This window comes from Streptomyces sp. NPDC111606, from assembly GCF_055656945.1.
The window spans coordinates 1-18832 of the sequence record NZ_JBVKBY010000007.1 but is presented as its reverse complement, the minus strand read 5'-3'; the positions used below and the strand labels follow the sequence as shown (position 1 = coordinate 18832).

The window sequence follows — 18832 nt, the reverse complement described above, 5'->3', positions numbered from 1 at the left end:
ATGGCTTCCCTCTCGAAGGCGGGCGCGGCCCTCACCGCGCTGCGCGAGGATCTCGCCGGTGATGTGTTCGCGCCGGGGGACTTCGGTTACGACGATGCCCGGGCCGTCTTCAACGCCATGATCGACCGGCGGCCCGCGGTGATCGCGCAGTGCGTGGACGAGGACGACGTCGCGCGTTCCGTGCGGTTCGCCCGGGACCTGGACCTCAACATCGCGGTGCGCGGCGGCGGGCACAGCGTCGCCGGCATGGCGCTCAACGACAACGGCCTGGTGATCGACCTGCGCCATATGCGCGCGGTCACCGTCGACCCCGCGGCCGAGGCGGTACGGGTCGCGGGCGGGGCGACGATGAGCGACCTGGACCGCGCCACCCAGGTGTTCGGCCTCGCCACGACCGGCGGCCGGGCGTCGACCACCGGCGTCGGCGGCTACGTCCTCGGCGGCGGCACGGGCTGGCTGGACCGGTGCTGCGGGCTCGCCGTGGACAATCTGCTCGGTGTGGAGCTGGTCACCGCCGACGGCAGCCGGGTGCATGCGAACGCGGACGAGAACGCGGACCTGTTCTGGGCCCTGCACGGGGGCGGCGGCAACTTCGGCGTCGCCACCGCGATCACGCTCAAACTGCACGAACTCCCCGAGTTCGCCATCGCGATGCTGCTGTACCGGCCGGAGTTCGCACCGGACGCCGTGCGCACCTTTCGCGATGTGATCGAGTCCGGCCCCGACCAGGTGGGCGGTGGCATCCTGCACTTCACCGCCCCGCCGGAGGAGTTCGTACCGCCGCCGCTGGTCGGCACCCTCGTGTGCGGTGTGCTCCTGACCTATGCCGGTGCCGAGCAGGACATGCGCAAGTACGCCGATCCGCTGCTGGCGCTGCCGCACGAGGCGGAGATCGTCGGCGCGATGCCGTACGCCGATGTGCAGTGCATGATCGACGATCCGCCCGGGATGCGGCACTACTGGTCGGCGGAGAATCTGTCGGGCGCGCCGGACGACTTCGTGGACGTCTACTGCGCGGACGCACGGACCATGCCCGTTCCGACCGGCACACAGCACGCGTTGCTCCCGCAGGGCGGCGCGATCGCCGCCGGCCCGCGCGAATACCCGGTGCCGTACCGGGACTCGCCCTGGGCGGTGCACCCGTACGGCATGTGGCAGGACCAGGCGGACGACGAGCGGTGCGTGCGGTGGGTGCGTGACGTCCGCGCGAACGCCCGCCCGTGGAGCACCGGCGCGGTCTATCTGAACTTCATCGGCGACGAGGGCGCGGAACGCGTGGTGGCCGGTCTGGGCCCCGAGAACACACGGCGGCTGGCGGAGCTGAAGCGGCGCTACGACCCGGACAACGTCTTCCGGTTCAACCACAACATCAGGCCGGCCTGAGCGCGGCCGGCCCGGGCGCCCTCAGCCGACCTGCTGGAACGCCGTCAGCGTCCGCTCCCCGCCCGGGTCGCCCGCGGTCGCCGGCACCAGCGCGATCTCGTCCAGTCCGGCCTCGGCGTACGCCTCGACACGCGCGCGCACGGCGTCCAGGTCGCCCACCAGGCCCACCATGTCCGCCGCCGAGGCGGGCAGCGCCCGGACCATCGTGCCGGGATCGGCACCGGTGCGGGCCAGCTCGACCGCCTCCCCGAAGCCGGCCGCCTCGAACATGTCGCTGTAGCCCGGCACCGTCAGATACCCGGCGATGCTCCGCAGGACCTGCGCCAGGGAGTCCGGGTCCGGCTCGACGGCGGCGGGCAGCCAGGCGGCCAGCGTGGGCGGCGACGTACGGCCCGCGCGCGTGGCGGCCGCTTCGAGCTTCCCCCGCAGCGTCCGCACCTGTTCCGGCGAGACGATGTCGAGCAGCATCCGGTCGGCGTGGACCGCCGCCGTGGCGATCGCGCGGTCCCCGAACGCCGCCACGGTGAGCGGGCCGCCGGGCGGCCGGAGGCGTCGCGGGAAGGCGCTGCCGGGGACGACCGGTTCGCCGGGCCTGCCGTGCAGGAAGACACGCAGGGCCGCCGCCGAGGCCTCCATCGCCGCTGCGGGCCGTACCCGCGGCACCCCGTGCACGCCCTCGACCACCCGCTTGCTGGACGTCCCCAGCGCCACCCCGACCGGGCGCCCGGTGACGGCGGCGACCGAGGCGGCCCCCCGCGCGATCCCGAACGGCTCGCGCACCGACACCGCCACGGGACCGGCCATCAGCGCGACCCGCTCGGTGGCCCGCCCGATGGCCGTGGCGAGGACGAAGGAGTCCCAGGTCGGCCCCTCCCCCGCCCACACCTCGCGATACCCGAGCCGATCGGCGGCCACGGCCACCCGCAACGGCTCCTCGACCGGACTCTCGTCCTCCCGTGCCACGGCAACCACGCTGAAGTCCATGCCGACGCGGCTACCCCGCTCCGGCGCCGCAACGCAAGATCGGCTCCGGAGATGTCAGGGAAGCCCGCACCCGGGTAGCGTCCGGCACATGGACAGCGGTACGGGCGGTACGGACAGCGGCTACGGGACCCACGGCGCCGGGATCACCGTGCGGCGGGCGCTGGAGCTGCCCGGGCTGCGCAGTGGGCTGCCGGAGGTCCTCGCGGGCGGCGACCGGCTGGGGCGGACCGTGCGCTGGGTGCACGCCGGCGAGGTGCCCAACATCGCCTCGCTGCTGAAGGGCGGGGAACTGCTGCTGACCACGGGCTACGGCCTCGGTACGCGCCCTGCCGACCAGCGGGCGTTCGTGCGCACCCTGGCGGAGCGGGGCATCGCGGCCCTGGTCGTGGAGCTGGGCACGCGCTTCACGCGGCTGCCCGCCGCGCTGGTCGACACGGCACGGACGGCCGGTCTGCCGCTCGTCCAGCTGCATCGCGAGGTGGCCTTCGTGACGGTCACCGAGGAGATCCACACCGAGATCGTCAACGGCCACTACGCGCTGCTGCAACGGGCCGAGGAGGTGCACCGCCGGTGCACGGAGGCGCTGCTCGGCGGCGGCGGGGTGCCCCAAGTGCTGGGCATCCTGGCCGACTTCAGCGGCAACCCGGTGTTCCTGGAGACGACGGACGGCCAACTGCTGTACGCCGCCGGGGCGGGCCCCGAGGGCGCGGATCCGTTGCAGGTGTGGGAGGGACTGCGGAGCCAGCACAAGGACGCGCCGCCGCCGGGCGGGTCGGTGCTGGTGGATGTGCCGGGTGGCGGCCCGGGCACGGGGTCGGTCCGGGCCCGTCTCGTACTGCTCCCCGTGCGGGGCCCGCTCGCGCCCGTGCACCGGATCGCCGCCGAGCGGGCCGCGGGCAGCCTGGCCGTGGTGCTGATGCAGGCGCGCCAGGAGGAGGAGCTGGCGGCGCGCGGGCGCGGCGACTTCCTGACCGACCTCGCGGAGGGCCGTATCGCCGCCGAGGACGCCCCGGCACAGGCGCGCGTGCTGGGCTTCAAGCCGGGTGACAGCCCGCTGCTGCCGGTCGTGATGCGGCTGGGGGACGCGCTGTCGCCGGGCGGGGGCTGGGCGGTGCTGGCGCGCGCGGTCGGGGAGGAGCTGGCCTCGGTGGGGGCGCCGGTGCTGTTGGGCGTGCGGCCGGTGGAGGGGCGGGTGCCGCTGCTGCTGGGCCTGCGTTCGGAGTCGGAGCGGCCGGCGGTCGCGGACCGGGTGGCGGTGGCGCTGCGGGCGGGTGTGGAGCGGGCCGGGGTCCAGCGCCCCGGGGCGCCGCCACCGGTCGTGGTCGTCGGGGTGGCCGGCAGCTGGGCGGCGGCCTCGGCGGGCCTCAGGCACGCGGCGGAGACGGCGACTGCGGCGCAGGGTCTGTCCGACCGCCCCTGGTACGACGCCCGGCGCCTGGACATCGACCTGCTGCTGTGGCGGCTGCGCGACCACCCGGACCTGGCGGCTTTCGTGGACCGCGCGATCGGCCCGCTCCGCGACCACGACAACCGCTCCAAGCCGCCCCTGCTGCCCACCCTGGAGACGTACTTGGCACACGCGGGCCGCAAGGCGGAGACGGCCCGCGAGCTGCACCTCAACCGGCAGACGCTCTACAACCGCCTCGCCCGCATCGGCGAGTTGCTCGGCACGGACCTCGACGACCCGCAGACGGTGCTGGCGTTGAGCCTGGCGCTTCGGGCACGCAGGCATGCGGGATAGCGCGGCACCTGGGCCACGGACGCTTCCGGCGTCTAGATCATGGGCTGCGGCTGCGTCAACTCGTCGTACACGCTGAGCACTTGGGCGACGGTCTCGTCCTCGGTCGGCCAGGTGGCCGCCTGCCGCGCGCCCCGGTCCCTGAGGAACTCCTGCCGCTCGGGATCGCCGAGCAGCCGTACGACGGCCTCGGCGAGAGCCTCCGGGTCGCCGTACGGGACGAGTTCGGCCGCGTCGCCGACGAGTTCCGGCACGCCGCCGACGTCGGTGGCGACAAGCGGCACGCGCGCGTGAAGGGCCGCCTGGGCGAGGACCGACCGTGACTCCCAACTGCTCGGCAAAAGCGCCACGTCGGCCGCCGCGAGCAGCTCGGAGACGTCGTCACGCCGCCCGATGAGCCGCACGGGCAGCCCCTCGTCCTCGATCCGGCGCTGCAGATCGGCCCGCAGCGCCCCCTCCCCCGCGATCACGACCAACGGCACGGCGTCGAGCCGCAGCCACGCGCGCGAGGCGTCCAGCAGCACGTCGTACCCGCGATGCCGCTCCAGCGAGCCGACGGCGATCAGCAACGGGCGTCCGGTGGCGCCGAGTTCGGCCCGGACCTTGGGGCGCAGCGGGTCGGGGTCGTCGTGCTCGACGGCACGGCTCGGCGCGGGCAGCGCGACGGCGGCGAGGCGCGCGTCGCGGGCACCGGTCCGCCGGGCCCGGTCCACCAGCGCCGAGGTGGTCCCGAGCACGACGGAGGCGGCCTTGACGACCCGTCGCTCCAACAGCCGCAGGAGGTGGGCGCGGGCGCCCTCGGCGTGTGCCCGGTCGTGCCAGGTGACGACGAGTGGGGTACGCCGCCCGCTCAGCGCGAGCACGGCGCGGAAGGACGCGTGCAGCCCGTGCGCGTGCACCAGGTCGGCGTCCACGCAGGCGGCCCGCAGTGTGGCCACGGAAGCCGGATCGCTGCTGCGCGGCACATGCACATGGTCGGCGCCGGCTCCCGTGAAGTCGTAGAGGTGATCGGCCTCGACAGGGGCGCACACGGTGACCCGCACGCCCCGTGCGACCAGCCCCGAGGCCAGCGATCGCACATGCGCGCTGCTGCCGGCGTTGCCGCCGCCCAGCACCTGCACGGTGCGCAGCGACGACTGGCCGTGCGGTGAGTGGCTGCTCACGGGGGTCACGTGGCCGGGGCTCCTGCTTCGGGTCGGGCGGTCACGAAGAACGTACAGAAGGATCGCGCGGAGGGGGTGTACCGCGAGAATCCCTACGCGTACGACGTGTTTACGCCAAGGATGCCAGGACGTACGGCCGTTCCGGGAACGGCGACAGGGCGTGGACGGCTCAGCTGCGGGGCAACGCGCCGGGCCGAGTCACCTGCACGAGTGAGGCGGGGGGGGAGTTGTGGCCGAACATGCGCGCGCGGGGCATGCTCCGTGACCTGCGGCGCGTCACCCGACCGCCCTGCGGGCGACCTCGCTCACCTTGTCGCCGTACACCGCCGCGGCGACGACCGCAGCGGCGTGCGCGACCAGCCCGGCGCGCCCGTTCCCGGCCGCGACCGCCGTCCCGAGGGCCGCGCCCAGCGCATGCGCCCCGGTGTCGCCGATCATCGCCCGCTCCCCGAGGTCGTCCGGCAGTACGGCCGCCGCAGCTCCCATGGCACCGGCGGCCGAATCGGCACCGGGCCCCGGGCGCAACAGCCCCGGCGCACCGAGCGCGAGCACCGCGGCGGCGGCCCGCCCCGGCCGCACGTCCACGAGGTTGACGAAGTGCGCGGCACCCGCGATCACCACGCCCGCGAGCAGCTTGTCCAGCGGCCGCTCCTTGAGAACCGCCCCCGCGACGAGCCCGGCGGCGGAGACCCCGAACAACTTGACGGCCCCGCTGGTCACTTCGCCGTCCCGGAGCGCGGAGAGATGCGCCCGGAACCCACGCCGGGGGTCGCCGTCCCCCACCACGTCGTCGTACGCCCCGCAGGCTCCGGCCACGGCCACGGCGAGCCCGGCGGCCGGCGCGACCCGCCCGACGGCCACCGCAGCCGCCAGCGCGCAGGCGGGCCCGGCGTACAACTCCACGGTCCGGCCCGCGTAGTTCTTCCGCTCCCAGCGGTCACGGCCGCCGGGGACCTTGGCACGCAGGGCGCCGACCGCGGCGCGGGTGAGGGCGGCGGAGAGACCGAAGGAGACGGCTTGCTTGATCATCCGGTCACCCTACGGGCCGCCGCCCGGGCTACCTGTCCGCCCGAGCCGTCTCGAGCAACTCCTCCGCGTGCGCGCGGGCCGTCTCCGAGTCCTCCTGACCGGCGAGCATCCGGGACAGCTCACGGATCCGCTCCTCGCCCTCCAGGACCTTCACGCCGGACCGGGTGACCGACCCGTCGTTGGTCTTCTCGACGAGCAACTGCCGGTCGGCGAAGGCGGCGACCTGCGGCAGGTGGGTCACCACGACGACCTGCGCGGTCTTGGCCAGCCGGGCCAGCCTGCGGCCGATCTCCACGGCCGCCTTGCCGCCGACACCGGCGTCGACCTCGTCGAAGAGGTACGTCGGCACGGGATCGGTCCCGGCGAACACGACCTCGACGGCGAGCATCACACGCGACAGCTCACCGCCGGACGCGCCCTTGGCGATCGGCCGGGGCGGCGCTCCCGGGTGCGGGGCGAGCAGCAGCTCGACCTCGTCCACACCCGAGGGCCCGTAGGCGACCGCGCGGCCACCGACCTCCACGCCCTGCGGGTCCTCGGTCTGCCGGATGTCGAAGGACACGCGCGCGTGCGGCATCGCGAGCGAGGCCAGCTCGGCCGTCACGGCAGCGGCGAACCGCTCTGCTGCCTCCGCCCGCGCATCGGTCAACGCCTGCGCCAGCCCGCCCAGCTCGGCCCGCAGCCCGTCCCGCTCGGCGGTCAGCTCGTCGATGCGGTCGTCGTCGCTGTCCAGTTCGGTCAGCCGCCGGCTGCTCTCCTCGGCCCAGGTGAGCACGGCGGCGACGTCCTCGCCGTACTTCCGCGTGAGCGCGGTCAGCGCGGCCCGCCGTTCCTCGACGGCCGCGAGCCTCAGGGGATCGGCGTCCAGGTCGTCGGCGTACCCCGCCAACTCCCCGGCGACATCGCCCAGCAGGATCCCGATCTCCCCGATCCGGTCGGCCAGCGCGGCCAGTGCCGGATCGTGCGACCGCACGGCGTCCAGGGCCCGCTGCGCGCCCGCCACGAGCGTCGCCGCGTCGATGCCCTCGGGGTCCTCCGGGTTGCCGGCCAGCGCGGCGTGCCCGGCCGTGGCGGCCGACGACAGCGCCTCCGCGTGTCCGAGCCGCTCGGCCTCCTCCGCGAGCTCCACGTCCTCGCCGGCGCGCGGCTCGACACCGGCGATCTCGTCGAGCCCGAACCGCAGCAGGTCGGCTTCCTGGGCCCGCTCACGCGCGCGCGTGGTGATCTCGCCGAGCTCGACGGAGACCGCCCGCAACCGCCGGTACGCCTCGCCGTACTTGGCGAGCGGCACGGCGACGGCATCACCGGCGTACCGGTCGAGCGCCTGCCGCTGCCGGGTCAGCTTCAGCAGCCCCTGCTGGTCCGTCTGCCCGTGCACCGCCACCAGATCGTCGGCGAGGTCGGCGAGCAGCCCCACGGGCACGCTGCGCCCGCCCACATGCGCCCGTGACCGCCCCTCGGCGGAAACGGTACGGCTGATCAGCAGAGCCCCGTCATCGAGCTCGGCCCCGGCCTCCTCGGCCCGTACGAAGGCCGACGCGCCCGCGGCGACGGTGATCCGCCCCTCCACGACCGCCTTGTCGGCCCCGATCCGCACAAGCGCCGGGTCGGCCCGCCCACCCAGCAACAGCCCGAGGCTGGTGACCACCATGGTCTTGCCCGCACCCGTCTCGCCGGTGACGGCTGTGAACCCCGGCGACAGTTCGACGACAGCGTCGTCGATGACTCCGAGCGACCGTATCCGCATCTCCTCCAACACGGACACGACCTTACGAGGTCAGCACGGGGAAGTGCGACGGCCCCCGGCCCGATGATGTGAAGGTGCAGGTGACGAATGGGTATCGGCCGCACATTGTCACCCAGGCGAGTGCAACGCCGTCAGGGGCGCGGGGCTGTATCGATGTGCGGCTCCCTCGCGTGGGCGCCACTGGCCACAACGGACCCGCAGCGCCGACGCACCCCTCACACCACGGCGAAAGGGCTAGTGCGGCGCCCCCCGCCACCCGGAAACCGGCAACGCGAACTTCGCCACCAACCGATCCGTGAACGAGGCGTGATGCAGCCGAGCGAGCCGCACCGGCACAGCCCCCCGCCGCACCTCGACCCGCGCTCCCGGCGGCAACTCGACAGTCCGTCGCCCGTCACACCACAACACCCCCGGCGGGATGTGCGGCAGAACCTCCACCGCCAGCACCGAATCCGGCGACGTCACCAACGGCTTGGCGAACAGCGCGTGCGCCGAGATCGGCACCATCAGCAACGCCTCGACCTCGGGCCACACCACCGGCCCGCCCGCCGAGAAGGCATACGCCGTGGACCCGGTCGGCGTGGAGAGCACGATCCCGTCGCACCCGAACCCCGTCACCGGCCGCCCGTCGATCTCCAGCACGACCTCGAGCAGCTTCTCGGCGCCGGCCTTCTGCACGGCCGCCTCGTTCAGCGCCCAGTCCGTGTGCACGATGTCGCCGTTCTGATGCACGACGACGTCGACGGTCATCCGCTCCTCGACCTCGTACGCCTTGGTCACGACGCGGTCGACAACCTTGTCGAGATCATCGCGCTCGGCCTCCGCGAGGAACCCGACCCGCCCGAGGTTCACACCCAGCATCGGCACCCCGGACGCCCGGGCGAACTCGGCGCCCCGCAGCAGCGTTCCGTCGCCGCCCAGCACTATCAGCAGCTCGCACCCGTCGAGGCACTGCGCAGTCGCCTCCTTGACGAGCTCCACCTCGTCCGGCAGCGGCAGGTCGGCGGCCTCGTACTCCAGGACGCGCACCCCGATGCCCTCCCGCAGCAGCCCCTTGACCACCAGCTCGGCGCTGCGAATGGCCGCCGGCCGCCCGGTGTGGGCGAGCAGAAAAACAGTACGAGCTCGGTTCTGTGTCAACGCGGCCCCTCCGCAACTGCACGGTCAACGTCGGCCGGGTCCAGAGCGGGCGCCCCGGTACGCAGCCACAGAAAGTACTCGACATTCCCGGAGGGTCCGGGCAACGGACTCGCCGTGACCCCCTTCACCCCGAGCCCGAGTTCCCACGCCTTCTCGGCCACGCCGCGCACGGCATCGGCCCGCAGCTGGGTACTGCGGACGACCCCGCCGCTGCCCAGCCGCTCCTTCCCCACCTCGAACTGTGGCTTGACCATCATCACCAGATCGGCGTCCGGCTTCACGCACCGCACCAGGGCGGGCAGCACCAGTCCGAGCGGGATGAAGGACAGATCCCCCACGACAAGATCCACTGGTTCCCCATCGATCGCTTCGAGCGTCAACTCGCGTACGTTCGTACGGTCTTTGACGGTCACGCGTTCATCACTTTGGAGAGTCCAGGCCAGTTGTCCGTATCCGACGTCGACGGCGACCACCTGGGCGGCCCCGGCCCTCAGCAGCACATCGGTGAACCCGCCGGTGGACGCCCCGGCATCGAGCGCCCGCCGCCCTTCGACCGCCAGCCCCTGGGGTACGAAGACCTCCAGAGCGCCCGCGAGCTTGTGCCCTCCCCGGGACACGTACTCGGGATCGCTGCCGTCGGCGACGACGACGATCGCCGCCGCGGTCTCCACCTGTGTGGCCGGCTTGGTCGCGACGGTCTTGCCGACGGTGACCCGCCCGGCGGCGATCAGCTGGCTGGCGTGCTCACGCGAGCGCGCAAGCTTCCGGCGGACCAGCTCCGCGTCAAGACGGCGGCGTGCGACTCCTGCCACGTTCGGTTCAGCTCCTCATCCCAGGCATCGACGGGGGCGCCGGAGGTCCCGGGCGGGCGTCGAGCGCGGTGAGCGCGTCGCGCAGCCCCCGGTGTACATCCTCGTACACCTCCAGGTGCCCGTCCGTGGCGAGGTGGTCGGCATCGCCGAGCCGCTCCAACTGCGCGTCGACGTCGGCGTGGCCGGTGGCGGTGCGCGGGACGTTCAGCGGGGCTGGGGCGGCGGGGTCGTACTCGGATTCGACCGCGAGCCCGGGGTCGGTCACCTGCCCGGCCTCGGCCTCGGTCTCCTCCGGGACCTCCGGCTGCGGAACTGTGTCGCTCATGCCCAGACGCTACCCCGAACCGCTGGGGTACCGTCGATCGCGATGGCCACGACTGAGGAGTGCCGCGCCGCACTCGAAAAGCTCTCGGACAACATGCAGCGTGCCGAAGGGGACGTCCGCTCGGCCGCCGCCCTGGACCGCTCGGTGAGCTGCCACATCACCGACCTGGACGTCACCTTCGCCGGCCGCATGGCGGGCGGCCGCATCCAGGTCCACGACACGCTCCAGGGCCCGCCCCGCGAGAAGGCCCAGATCAGACTGAGCATGACCGGCGACGACCTGGTCTCCATGGTCGACGGCGACCTGAACTTCGCCAAGGCGTGGGGCTCGGGCCGGGTGAAGCTGCACGCGGGTCTGCGCGACCTGCTGGTCCTCAGGAAGCTTCTTTAAGCCACCTCAGGACGCTTCTCCAAGCCACCTCGGGGCGCTTCTCCGGGTCGCCTCAGGGCGCTTCTCCGGGTCGCCTCAGGGCGCTTCTCCGGGTCGCCTCAGGAGGCTTCTGCGGCGGCCACCTTCGTGACGCCCGCCTTGTCCCCGACCCGCGCCTTGCGCGCCGCCGGAACCACGAGCGGCGTCCCCGTCTCGGGGTCGTCGATGACCTGGCACCGCAGCCCGAAGACGTCCTCGACCAGCTCGGCCGTCACGATGTCGCTCGGCGCGCCCTCAGCGATGATCTCCCCGCCACGCAGGGCGATGAGGTGCGTGGCGTACCGGGCGGCGTGGTTCAGGTCGTGCAGCACGGCGACCAGCGTCCGCCCCTGCTCCTCGTGCAGCTGGGCGCACAGGTCGAGGACATCGATCTGGTGCTGGATGTCGAGGTAGGTCGTCGGCTCGTCGAGCAGCAGCAGCGGTGTCTGCTGGGCGAGCGCCATCGCGATCCACACGCGCTGGCGCTGACCTCCGGACAGTTCGTCAACATAGCGATCCGCGAGCTCGGCGACCCCGGTCTGCTCCATCGACTCCTGTACGACCCGCTCGTCCTCGGTCGACCACTGGCGCAGGATCCCCTGGTGCGGGTACCGGCCGCGGCCCACCAGGTCGGCGACGGTGATCCCGTCCGGCGCGATCGACGACTGCGGCAGCAGCCCCAGCGTGCGCGCGACCTTCTTCGCCGGCATCGACTGGATGACCGACCCGTCCAGCAGAACCCGGCCCTGGCTGGGCTTGAGCATCCGCGACAGCGCCCGCAGCAGCGTGGACTTGCCGCACGCGTTCGGGCCGACGATCACGGTGAAGGAGTTGTCGGGTATCTCCACGGACAGCTGCTCGGCGATGACCCGCTGGTCGTAGGCCAGGGTGACGTTGTCGGCGGACAGGCGGTTCACAGTGCTCCTTCGGTTGTTCAGCCCGTTGCTCGCCCCGCTGCTGAGGCTGTCGTTGCTCAGGCTCTTGTGGCTGAGGCTCTCGTTTCCGTTGCTGCCGGGCCTCATATCCGGCCCGCCTTGCGCTCGGTGACCAGCAGCCAGAGCAGGTATACGCCGCCGAGCACGCCCGTGACCACGCCCACGGGCATCTGGTCGGCGCCGAAGACGCGCTGGGAGATCCAGTCGGCGCTGACGAGGAGGGCGGCGCCCATGCACAGCGAGGGCAGCAGGTTCGGCCCGGGCGAGCGGGTCAGGCGCCGGGCGAGCTGCGGCGCGGTGAGCGCCACGAAACTCACGGGGCCTGCGGCGGCGGTGGCGGCCGCGGTGAGCAGCACGGCGGACAGCATCAGCAGCAGCCGTACGCGTTCGACACGCACCCCCAGGGCGTACGAGACGTCGTCGCCCATCTCCATCATCCGCAGCCCGCGCGCGTTGGCGAGGACGAGCGGTACGAGGACGACGCACAGCGCGAGCAGCGGCCAGACCTGGGCCCAGTCACGGCCGCTGAGGGAGCCGGTCATCCACACGACCGCGCGGGCCGCGTCGACGAGGTCGGCCTTGGTCAGCAGATAGCCGTTGACCGCCGTCATGATCGCGGACATGCCGATACCGACCAGGACCAGTCGATAACCGTGCACGCCCCGCTTCCAGGCGAGCAGATAGATGGCGAGCCCGGTCGCGAGCCCGCCCACGAGCGCGCCGACGGTGACCTGGCCGGCGTTCCCGGAGAACAGCACGATCACCACGAGCGCCCCGGCCGTGGCCCCCTGTCCGAGGCCGAGGATGTCCGGGCTGCCCAGCGGGTTGCGGGACAGCGCCTGGAACAGCGCCCCGCCGAGACCGAGCGAGGCGCCGACCAGGAGCCCGACCAGGACCCGCGGCAGCCGCAGCTCGTTGACGATGAACTCCTGCCCTGCGTTGCCGTCGCCGACCAGCGTCCTGAGCACGTCGCCCGCCGAGATCGGGAAGTCGCCGGTGCCGATCAGCAGGACGCTCGCGGCGAGCGCGGCAAGCAGCAGCAGGACGACGGCGGTCAGCGCCCGGACGTCCAGTCGGACGGAGATCCCGCCCGGCGTCCGCACGGCACGGTTGCCGCGGGAGGCGCGGGTGCTCGCCGCCGGCGCCGCGGTCTTGACTTCGCTCTTCACTGCGGTCCTCACAGCTGGGCCGTCCTCCGCCGTCGTACGAGAAAGATGAAGACCGGTCCGCCGAGGATCGCGGTGACGATGCCGACCTGGAGCTCGGCGGGCCGGGTGACGGTCCGGCCGAGCACATCGGCGCCGAGCAGCAGCACGGGCGACAGGACGGCCGCATACGGCAGGATCCAGCGCAGGTCGGGGCCGGTGAAGGAGCGCACGACATGCGGCACCATCAGGCCGACGAACACGATCGGCCCGCAGGCCGCGGTCGCGGCGCCGCACAGCACGGTCGCGGCGAGCATCGACAGCACCCGGGTCCGGTTCAGGTTGGCGCCGAGAGCCTTGGCGGTGTCGTCGCCCATCTCCATGGCGTTGAGCGGCCGGGCGAGCGCGAGCGCGAGGACCACGCCGACGACGAGGAACGGCAGCACCTGCTTGATGGTCGAGTCCGTCGCCGAGGTCAGCGAACCGACCGTCCAGAAGCGCATCTTGTTCAGCGCCGCGTTGTCCATGATCATCACGGCCTGGAGATAGCCGTAGAGCGCGGCGCTGATCGCCGTACCGGCGAGCGCGAGCCGCACCGGTGTGGCACCCCGGCTGCCGCCGAGGAACCACACCATCGCCCCGACCGCCGCCGCGCCGAGGAAGGCGAACCAGACGTAGCCACTGAGGCTGGTGACACCGAAGAACGTGATGGCGGTGACGACCGCGGCGGATGCGCCCGCGTTGATGCCGAGCAGCCCGGGATCGGCGAGCGGATTGCGGGTGAGCGCCTGCAGCACCGCCCCGGCGAGACCGAGCGCGGCGCCGGCCAGCAGTCCGAGGACGGTGCGCGAGATCCGGTCGTCGACCACGACGTCGCCGTAGGTCCCGGAACTCTCGAACAGGCCGTGCCAGACCTCCCCCAGGGACAGCTGTTTCGCTCCGATCGCGATGCTCGCCAGAACGACGACCACCAGAATCAGGACAGAGACGAGCAGCCCAACGGCACGTATCGCCCGTCGGTTTGGTGGCGCGGACTGGGACTCCGCGCGCTGTTCAGGAGGACTCTCGACCAACACCCAGTTAGGTTAGCCTACCCTCCCATTCAGCCACGATCCCGCCGTACAAGGTCACGATGCCGCCGTACGGCGTCACCACCCCGGCCACGATCCCTCCCTGCGGCGTCACAACACCGACCACGGTGGCTCCCTACGAGGTCACAAACCCAGCCGCGCCAGCTCCTTGCCGGCGTCCAGCGCGCACGAACCGTCCCCGGCCGCGGTCCAGGCCGACGCACACAGCGCCCGCAGCCCGTCCAAGGCCTCACCGTCACCGACGAGTTCCAGCCGGTCGGCCCGGGCGGTAGCCGTCCAGCCACCGCACCGGAAACCGTCTCCGTCCTCGGCGACCTCCGGCTGCCCGGCGAGCACACCGCGCAGATCGGCGTCGACATAAGTCGGCCGGTGCTGCGGCGGCGCGGCCAGCAGCTGCGCGCCATCGGTCACCCCGGTGAGTACGAGCAGCGAGTCGACGTCCCCGTTGAACGCGCCCTCGATGTCCGTGTCCAGGCGGTCCCCGACGACCAGCGGCCGCTCGGCGCCGGTGCGCAGGATCGTCTCCCGGTGCATGGGGGGCAGCGGCTTGCCCGCCACCTGAGGCTGGGCGCCGGTGGCTATGCGCACGACCTCCACCGCCGCGCCGTTGCCCGGCGCGATCCCGCGCGCGCTCGGAATCGTCAGGTCGGTGTTGGACGCGAACCACGGCACCCCGCGCGCGATGGCGTAGCACGCCTCCGCGAACCGCCCCCACGCCAGCTCCGGCCCGCCGTACCCCTGCACGACGGCCGCCGGATCGTCGTCGGCCGACTCCACCGGCTCCAGCCCGCGCTCGCGCAGCGCCACCCGCAGCCCCTCCCCGCCGATCACCAGCACCCGGGCGCCCGCCGGCACCTGCTCACTGATCAGCCGCGCGACCGCCTGCGCCGAGGTGATCACGTCGTCCGCCCCCGTGGGTATCCCCAGCGCGGTCAGATGCGCCGCCACGACGTCCGGAGTCCGCAGGGCGTTGTTCGTGACATACGCAAGATGCATCCCGCCCGCACGGGCCGTGGCCAGCGACTCCACGGCATGCACGATCGCGTTGCCCCCGGCGTACACCACACCGTCGAGGTCGAGCAGCGCCGTGTCGTACGCCTCGCTCAGAGCCTGGCCACTGCCCTCCGGCCTCCTCCTGACGCTCTGGCTCATTCCACATCGCTCCTCGTTCGACGGCTTTCCTCAGATCATCCCCCATGCCACCGACACCCGTACGATGCCGGGATGAACACAGCAGGTCACCAGGAAGCAACGGCGCGCCGAGGCCTCGAACTCACCCCGTTCCGAGGGCTTCGCTACGACCCCGACCGGGTCGGCAGCCTGGCCGCCGTGACATCGCCTCCGTACGACGTCGTCGTCCGCCCCGACGGCCTGCACCAGCTCCAGGACGCGGACCCGTACAACATCGTGCGGCTGATCCTCCCTCAGGCCGACACCGCGGACGCCCGCAACAACCAGGCCGCGGCGACCCTGCGCCGCTGGCTGTCCGAAGGCGTGCTGACCGCCGACCCCGAGCCCGGTCTGTACGTCTACGAACAACATGACGGCGAGGGCATGCTGCAGCGCGGCGTCATCGGCGCCCTGCGCGTGACGGAGCCCTCGGAGGGCCTCGTCCTGCCGCACGAGGACGTCATGCCGCACGTGGTCGCCGACAGAGCCGCTCTGATGCGCGCCACCTCCGCGAACCTCGAGCCGCTGCTGCTGACCTACCGCGGCAACGGCACGGCGAACGACACGACCGCCGTCATCGAGCGCACGGTCGAACGCCCGCCGCTCTTCGCGACCACCACCGAGGACGGCTTCAGCCATCGCCTGTGGTCGATCACCGACCCGGCCGACCTGGCTCTCGTCCAGTCCGACCTGACACTCCGCCAGGCCCTGATCGCCGACGGCCATCACCGCTGGGCGACCTATCGACGTCTACGCGCGGAGCACGGCTCCCCCAGCCCGTGGGACTACGGCCTCGTCCTGCTCGTCGACACGGCCCGCTACCCCCTGCGCGTCCGCGCCATCCACCGCCTCCTGCACGACCTTCCGGTGCCGGACGCCCTGGCCGCCCTCGACGGCCACTTCCGCGTCCGCCGCCTCGAAGTCCCGCTTGCCGAGGCCCTGACGGCGCTGGCCGACGCGGCCTGCGCGGGCAACGCCTACCTCCTCGCCGGAGACGGCGCCTTCCACCTCGTCGACGACCCGGACCCGGCCCTCCTCGACCGCACGGTCCCCACCGACCGCCCCGCAGCCTGGCGCACCCTGGACGCCACCGTCCTGCACGCCGCACTCCTCGCCCACGTCTGGCATATCCCCGAGGACGACCCCACCCGCATCGCCTACATCCACGACACCGCCGCCACCGTCAAGAAGGCGGAACGCGACGGCGGTACGGCCGTCCTGATGCACCCGGTCCGCGAGGACGTCGTACGCGACCTCGCCCGCCAGGGCGTCACGATGCCCCGAAAGTCGACGTCGTTCGGCCCGAAGCCGGCGTCGGGCCTGGTGCTGCGCGCCCTGGACGGGTGAACGCAAGAGGGCGGGACCCCAGCCCGGGGTCCCGCCCTCTTGCGTCACACGCAGATCACTCCTTGCCGCCCTCTTCGGGATCGGCCTGAGCCTGCTCCTCACGACGGTCGTCGCTCTCGCCGTCGCTCTCGTCGAAGGCGTCGACGAACTCGACACCGTCCAACTCGGCGAGCCGGTCGGAGGCATCCGTGCTTCCGTCCTTGTCCGCCTCGACGGCCTTGGCGAACCACTCACGCGCCTCACCCTGCCGCCCGGCGGCCAGCAGCGCGTCCGCGTAGGCGTACCGCAGCCGCGCGGTCCAAGGCTGTACGGCGTTGGAGGCCAGCTCGGGGCTCTGCAGCGTCACGATCGCCGCGTCCAGCTGCCCCATGTCACGCCGAGCGCCGGCCGCGACGAGCCGCATCTCGACCTGCCCGGCCTTGTCCAGCTTGTGCGACTCGGCCGCGCCGGCCATGTCCAGCGCCTTCTCCGGCCGCCCGAGCCCACGCTCACAGTCGGCCATCAGCGGCCACAGTTCCACGCCACCGGTCATCCGCCGCGCCGCCCGGAACTCGGCAAGCGCCTCGGCGTACTTCTGGTTCGCGTACGCCGCGAACCCGGCCGCCTCTCGTACGGCCGCGACACGCGACGCCAGCCGAAGGGCCACCTTGGAGTAGCCGTACGCGCCCTCGGGGTCCTCGTCGATGAGCCGCGCGACCATCACCAGGTTCTTGGCGACGTCCTCCGCGAGCGTCTTCGGCAGGCTCTGCAGCTCCTGCCGTACGTCCTTGTCGATCTCGTCGCCCGTGACGTCCTCCGGGATCGGCAGCCGCTTGATCGGCTCACGGTCCCGATCCCGCTCATCACGGAACCGGCCACCGCCACGACGGTCGTCACGCCGGTCATCCCGCCGATCGTCACGCCCACGGAACCCTCCGGGACGCCCACCGCGGTCGTCCCGACGGGGCCCACGCCCACCACGGTCGTCCCGCCCACGGAACCCACCACGGTCGCCCCGGCTGTCATCCCGCCGGAAGCCGCCACGGTCATCGCCACGACGATCGTCACGACGGTCATCGCGACGGAACCCACCACGATCATCGCCACGACGATCGTCACGGCGGTCATCGCGACGATCGTCACGACGGTCATCCCTGCGGTCATCGCGACGGAACCCACCGCGGTCGTCGCCACGTCGGTCGTCACGGCGGTCATCACGCCGGAAATCGCGTCGGTCGCCACCGCGGTCGTCACCCCGACGGTCATCACGGCGATCGTCACGCCGGAAACCACGGTCCCGGTCGTCGCCACGGACCCCACGGTCCCGGTCGTCGCGCCGGAAGCCGCCGCGGTCACCATCGCGCCGGTCGTCGCTACGCCGGTCGCCGCCACGGTCGTCGCGACGGCCGTAGCCGCCACCACGGTTGTCGTCCCGCCGGAAGCCACCGCGGTCATCGCCGCGACGGTCATCACGCCGGCCGCCGAAGCCGCCCCGCTCGTCGTCGCGACGCTCCCCCCGGTCGTCCCGACGGAAGGAAGGACGGTCGCCCTCGCGACGGAAGCCACGGTCCCGGTCGTCACGGCGCGGCCCACCGGAACGGTCGTCCCTACGGAACGGCGGACGGGCACCCCGATCGCCTTCACGCCGGTCACCGCCACGGTCATCACGCCGGGCGTAGCCGCCACCACGGTTGTCGTCCCGCCGCAAGCCACCGCGGTCATCGCCACGTCGGTCATCACGTCGGTCATCACGTCGGTCATCACGACGGTCGTCACGACGGTCCCCGCCCCGGTCGTCACTACGGCGATCGTCACGACGCCCGTAGCCACCCCGGTCCCCGCCCCGGTCGTCACTACGGCGATCGTCACGACGCCCGTAGCCACCACGGTCGTTGTCGCGACGAACACCGCCACGGTCGCCGCCTCGGTAACCGCCTCGATCACCACGGTCGCCGCGGTCACCACTGTCCCGTCGCCGCGGTTCGCGCTCCGGTCGGTCGTCGGGAGAGTTGGTGGACATCGGTGACTCCTGTCTTAGGTACTGCAAGCATTGTAAAAACGAAAGGACCCCTGGTCCCAGCTGAACGCTGGTGACCAGGGGTCCTTCCCAAAGATTGTTCGGCGGCGTCCTACTCTCCCACAGGGTCCCCCCTGCAGTACCATCGGCGCTGTAAGGCTTAGCTTCCGGGTTCGAAATGTAACCGGGCGTTTCCCTCACGCTATAACCACCGAAACCCTAATGGTTTCGAGCGAACAAGCACACTTTTCTTTTGTCTGTTCTGCTCAAGAAACCGGCAACGGTCGTTGCCTCAGAACTAACACAGTGGACGCGAGCCTCTATGGACAAGCCCTCGGCCTATTAGTACCGGTCACCTCCACACGTTACCGTGCTTCCAGATCCGGCCTATCAACCCAGTCGTCTACTGGGAGCCTTAC

Annotated in this window: 17 protein-coding genes and 2 rRNA genes; 4 read left to right on the top strand and 15 right to left on the bottom strand. The window is 72.4% G+C overall.

The window, feature by feature from the left end:
- Positions 1–1383: an FAD-binding oxidoreductase gene (locus ACZ7M7_RS24495; RefSeq protein WP_472120296.1), complete on the top strand. Its 1383-nt coding sequence runs from the start codon at positions 1–3 to the stop codon at positions 1381–1383.
- Positions 1384–1404: 21 nt separating this feature from the next.
- On the opposite strand, the gene ACZ7M7_RS24490 is transcribed toward ACZ7M7_RS24495, so the two are convergent.
- A complete protein-coding gene (locus ACZ7M7_RS24490) occupies positions 1405–2367 on the bottom strand; it encodes an LLM class F420-dependent oxidoreductase (protein ID WP_472120294.1) in 963 nt (320 codons plus the stop codon).
- Positions 2368–2455: 88 nt separating this feature from the next.
- On the opposite strand from ACZ7M7_RS24490, the gene ACZ7M7_RS24485 reads away from it, so the two are divergent.
- Positions 2456–4108, top strand: coding sequence for a PucR family transcriptional regulator (locus tag ACZ7M7_RS24485; protein ID WP_383615327.1), 1653 nt, complete (start codon positions 2456–2458; stop codon positions 4106–4108).
- Between the two features lie 32 nt (positions 4109–4140).
- Here the strand turns inward: ACZ7M7_RS24485 and ACZ7M7_RS24480 are convergent, their stop codons facing one another.
- The 6 genes from ACZ7M7_RS24480 to ACZ7M7_RS24455 form a co-directional block, all read right to left on the bottom strand.
- Complete coding sequence (locus ACZ7M7_RS24480; protein WP_472120292.1) at positions 4141–5277, bottom strand: glycosyltransferase family 4 protein; 1137 nt, start codon at positions 5275–5277, stop codon at positions 4141–4143.
- Positions 5278–5544: 267 nt separating this feature from the next.
- Positions 5545–6297 (bottom strand): hypothetical protein, encoded by a 753-nt coding sequence (locus tag ACZ7M7_RS24475; protein ID WP_472120290.1) that lies wholly within the window; start codon positions 6295–6297, stop codon positions 5545–5547.
- 28 nt (positions 6298–6325) lie between these two features.
- Complete coding sequence (gene recN, locus ACZ7M7_RS24470; protein WP_472120773.1) at positions 6326–8044, bottom strand: DNA repair protein RecN; 1719 nt, start codon at positions 8042–8044, stop codon at positions 6326–6328.
- Positions 8045–8278: 234 nt separating this feature from the next.
- Positions 8279–9184, bottom strand: coding sequence for an NAD kinase (locus ACZ7M7_RS24465; protein ID WP_328428696.1), 906 nt, complete (start codon positions 9182–9184; stop codon positions 8279–8281).
- Positions 9181–9996, bottom strand: coding sequence for a TlyA family RNA methyltransferase (locus ACZ7M7_RS24460; protein WP_383615319.1), 816 nt, complete (start codon positions 9994–9996; stop codon positions 9181–9183). Before ACZ7M7_RS24460 ends, ACZ7M7_RS24465 begins: the two co-directional genes overlap by 4 nt.
- 7 nt (positions 9997–10003) lie before the next feature.
- Positions 10004–10321 (bottom strand): hypothetical protein, encoded by a 318-nt coding sequence (locus ACZ7M7_RS24455; protein ID WP_470943199.1) that lies wholly within the window; start codon positions 10319–10321, stop codon positions 10004–10006.
- A gap of 42 nt (positions 10322–10363) precedes the next feature.
- Between ACZ7M7_RS24455 and ACZ7M7_RS24450 the strand changes: the two genes are divergently transcribed.
- A complete protein-coding gene (locus tag ACZ7M7_RS24450) occupies positions 10364–10711 on the top strand; it encodes an SCP2 sterol-binding domain-containing protein (protein WP_472120287.1) in 348 nt (115 codons plus the stop codon).
- A gap of 98 nt (positions 10712–10809) precedes the next feature.
- Here ACZ7M7_RS24450 and ACZ7M7_RS24445 read toward each other — a convergent pair whose 3' ends face one another.
- The 4 genes from ACZ7M7_RS24445 to ACZ7M7_RS24430 all read right to left on the bottom strand — a co-directional run bounded on the left by ACZ7M7_RS24445 (position 10810) and on the right by ACZ7M7_RS24430 (position 15052).
- Positions 10810–11706 (bottom strand): ABC transporter ATP-binding protein, encoded by an 897-nt coding sequence (locus ACZ7M7_RS24445; RefSeq protein WP_383629266.1) that lies wholly within the window; start codon positions 11704–11706, stop codon positions 10810–10812.
- A gap of 41 nt (positions 11707–11747) precedes the next feature.
- Positions 11748–12833, bottom strand: a complete 1086-nt coding sequence (locus tag ACZ7M7_RS24440; protein WP_472120285.1) for a FecCD family ABC transporter permease — start codon at positions 12831–12833, stop codon at positions 11748–11750.
- 8 nt (positions 12834–12841) lie between these two features.
- Positions 12842–13885, bottom strand: coding sequence for a FecCD family ABC transporter permease (locus ACZ7M7_RS24435; protein WP_383629063.1), 1044 nt, complete (start codon positions 13883–13885; stop codon positions 12842–12844).
- 138 nt (positions 13886–14023) lie between these two features.
- Positions 14024–15052 (bottom strand): HAD hydrolase-like protein, encoded by a 1029-nt coding sequence (locus ACZ7M7_RS24430; RefSeq protein ID WP_472120282.1) that lies wholly within the window; start codon positions 15050–15052, stop codon positions 14024–14026.
- 72 nt (positions 15053–15124) lie between these two features.
- Here ACZ7M7_RS24430 and ACZ7M7_RS24425 point away from each other — a divergent pair, with 72 nt between their 5' ends.
- Positions 15125–16417, top strand: coding sequence for a DUF1015 domain-containing protein (locus ACZ7M7_RS24425; protein ID WP_383615303.1), 1293 nt, complete (start codon positions 15125–15127; stop codon positions 16415–16417).
- Positions 16418–16472: 55 nt separating this feature from the next.
- Here the strand turns inward: ACZ7M7_RS24425 and ACZ7M7_RS24420 are convergent, their stop codons facing one another.
- The 4 genes from ACZ7M7_RS24420 to ACZ7M7_RS24405 all read right to left on the bottom strand — a co-directional run.
- Positions 16473–17225 carry a tetratricopeptide repeat protein gene (locus ACZ7M7_RS24420; RefSeq protein WP_383615426.1) on the bottom strand — a complete coding sequence of 251 codons (753 nt, stop codon included), beginning with the start codon at positions 17223–17225 and terminating at the stop codon, positions 16473–16475.
- Complete coding sequence (locus tag ACZ7M7_RS24415; RefSeq protein ID WP_472120797.1) at positions 17117–18358, bottom strand: hypothetical protein; 1242 nt, start codon at positions 18356–18358, stop codon at positions 17117–17119. The genes ACZ7M7_RS24420 and ACZ7M7_RS24415 overlap by 109 nt, the downstream gene beginning before the upstream one ends.
- 154 nt (positions 18359–18512) lie before the next feature.
- Positions 18513–18629: ribosomal RNA gene (rrf, locus tag ACZ7M7_RS24410) — 5S ribosomal RNA — on the bottom strand.
- 106 nt (positions 18630–18735) lie between these two features.
- Positions 18736–18832 (bottom strand): 23S ribosomal RNA (locus tag ACZ7M7_RS24405); the annotation flags it as partial.

Bases quoted from the DNA above. Each gene is read 5' to 3' on its own strand.
- ACZ7M7_RS24490 (WP_472120294.1), bottom strand. From the start codon at position 2,367: ATGGACTTCAGCGTGGTTGCCGTGGCACGGGAGGACGAGAGTCCGGTC.
- ACZ7M7_RS24455 (WP_470943199.1), bottom strand. From the start codon at position 10,321: ATGAGCGACACAGTTCCGCAGCCGGAGGTCCCGGAGGAGACCGAGGCC.
- ACZ7M7_RS24450 (WP_472120287.1), top strand. From the start codon at position 10,364: ATGGCCACGACTGAGGAGTGCCGCGCCGCACTCGAAAAGCTCTCGGAC.
- ACZ7M7_RS24430 (WP_472120282.1), bottom strand. From the start codon at position 15,052: ATGAGCCAGAGCGTCAGGAGGAGGCCGGAGGGCAGTGGCCAGGCTCTG.
- recN (WP_472120773.1), bottom strand. From the start codon at position 8,044: ATGCGGATACGGTCGCTCGGAGTCATCGACGACGCTGTCGTCGAACTG.
- ACZ7M7_RS24425 (WP_383615303.1), top strand. From the start codon at position 15,125: ATGAACACAGCAGGTCACCAGGAAGCAACGGCGCGCCGAGGCCTCGAA.
- ACZ7M7_RS24485 (WP_383615327.1), top strand. From the start codon at position 2,456: ATGGACAGCGGTACGGGCGGTACGGACAGCGGCTACGGGACCCACGGC.
- ACZ7M7_RS24475 (WP_472120290.1), bottom strand. From the start codon at position 6,297: ATGATCAAGCAAGCCGTCTCCTTCGGTCTCTCCGCCGCCCTCACCCGC.
- ACZ7M7_RS24495 (WP_472120296.1), top strand. From the start codon at position 1: ATGGCTTCCCTCTCGAAGGCGGGCGCGGCCCTCACCGCGCTGCGCGAG.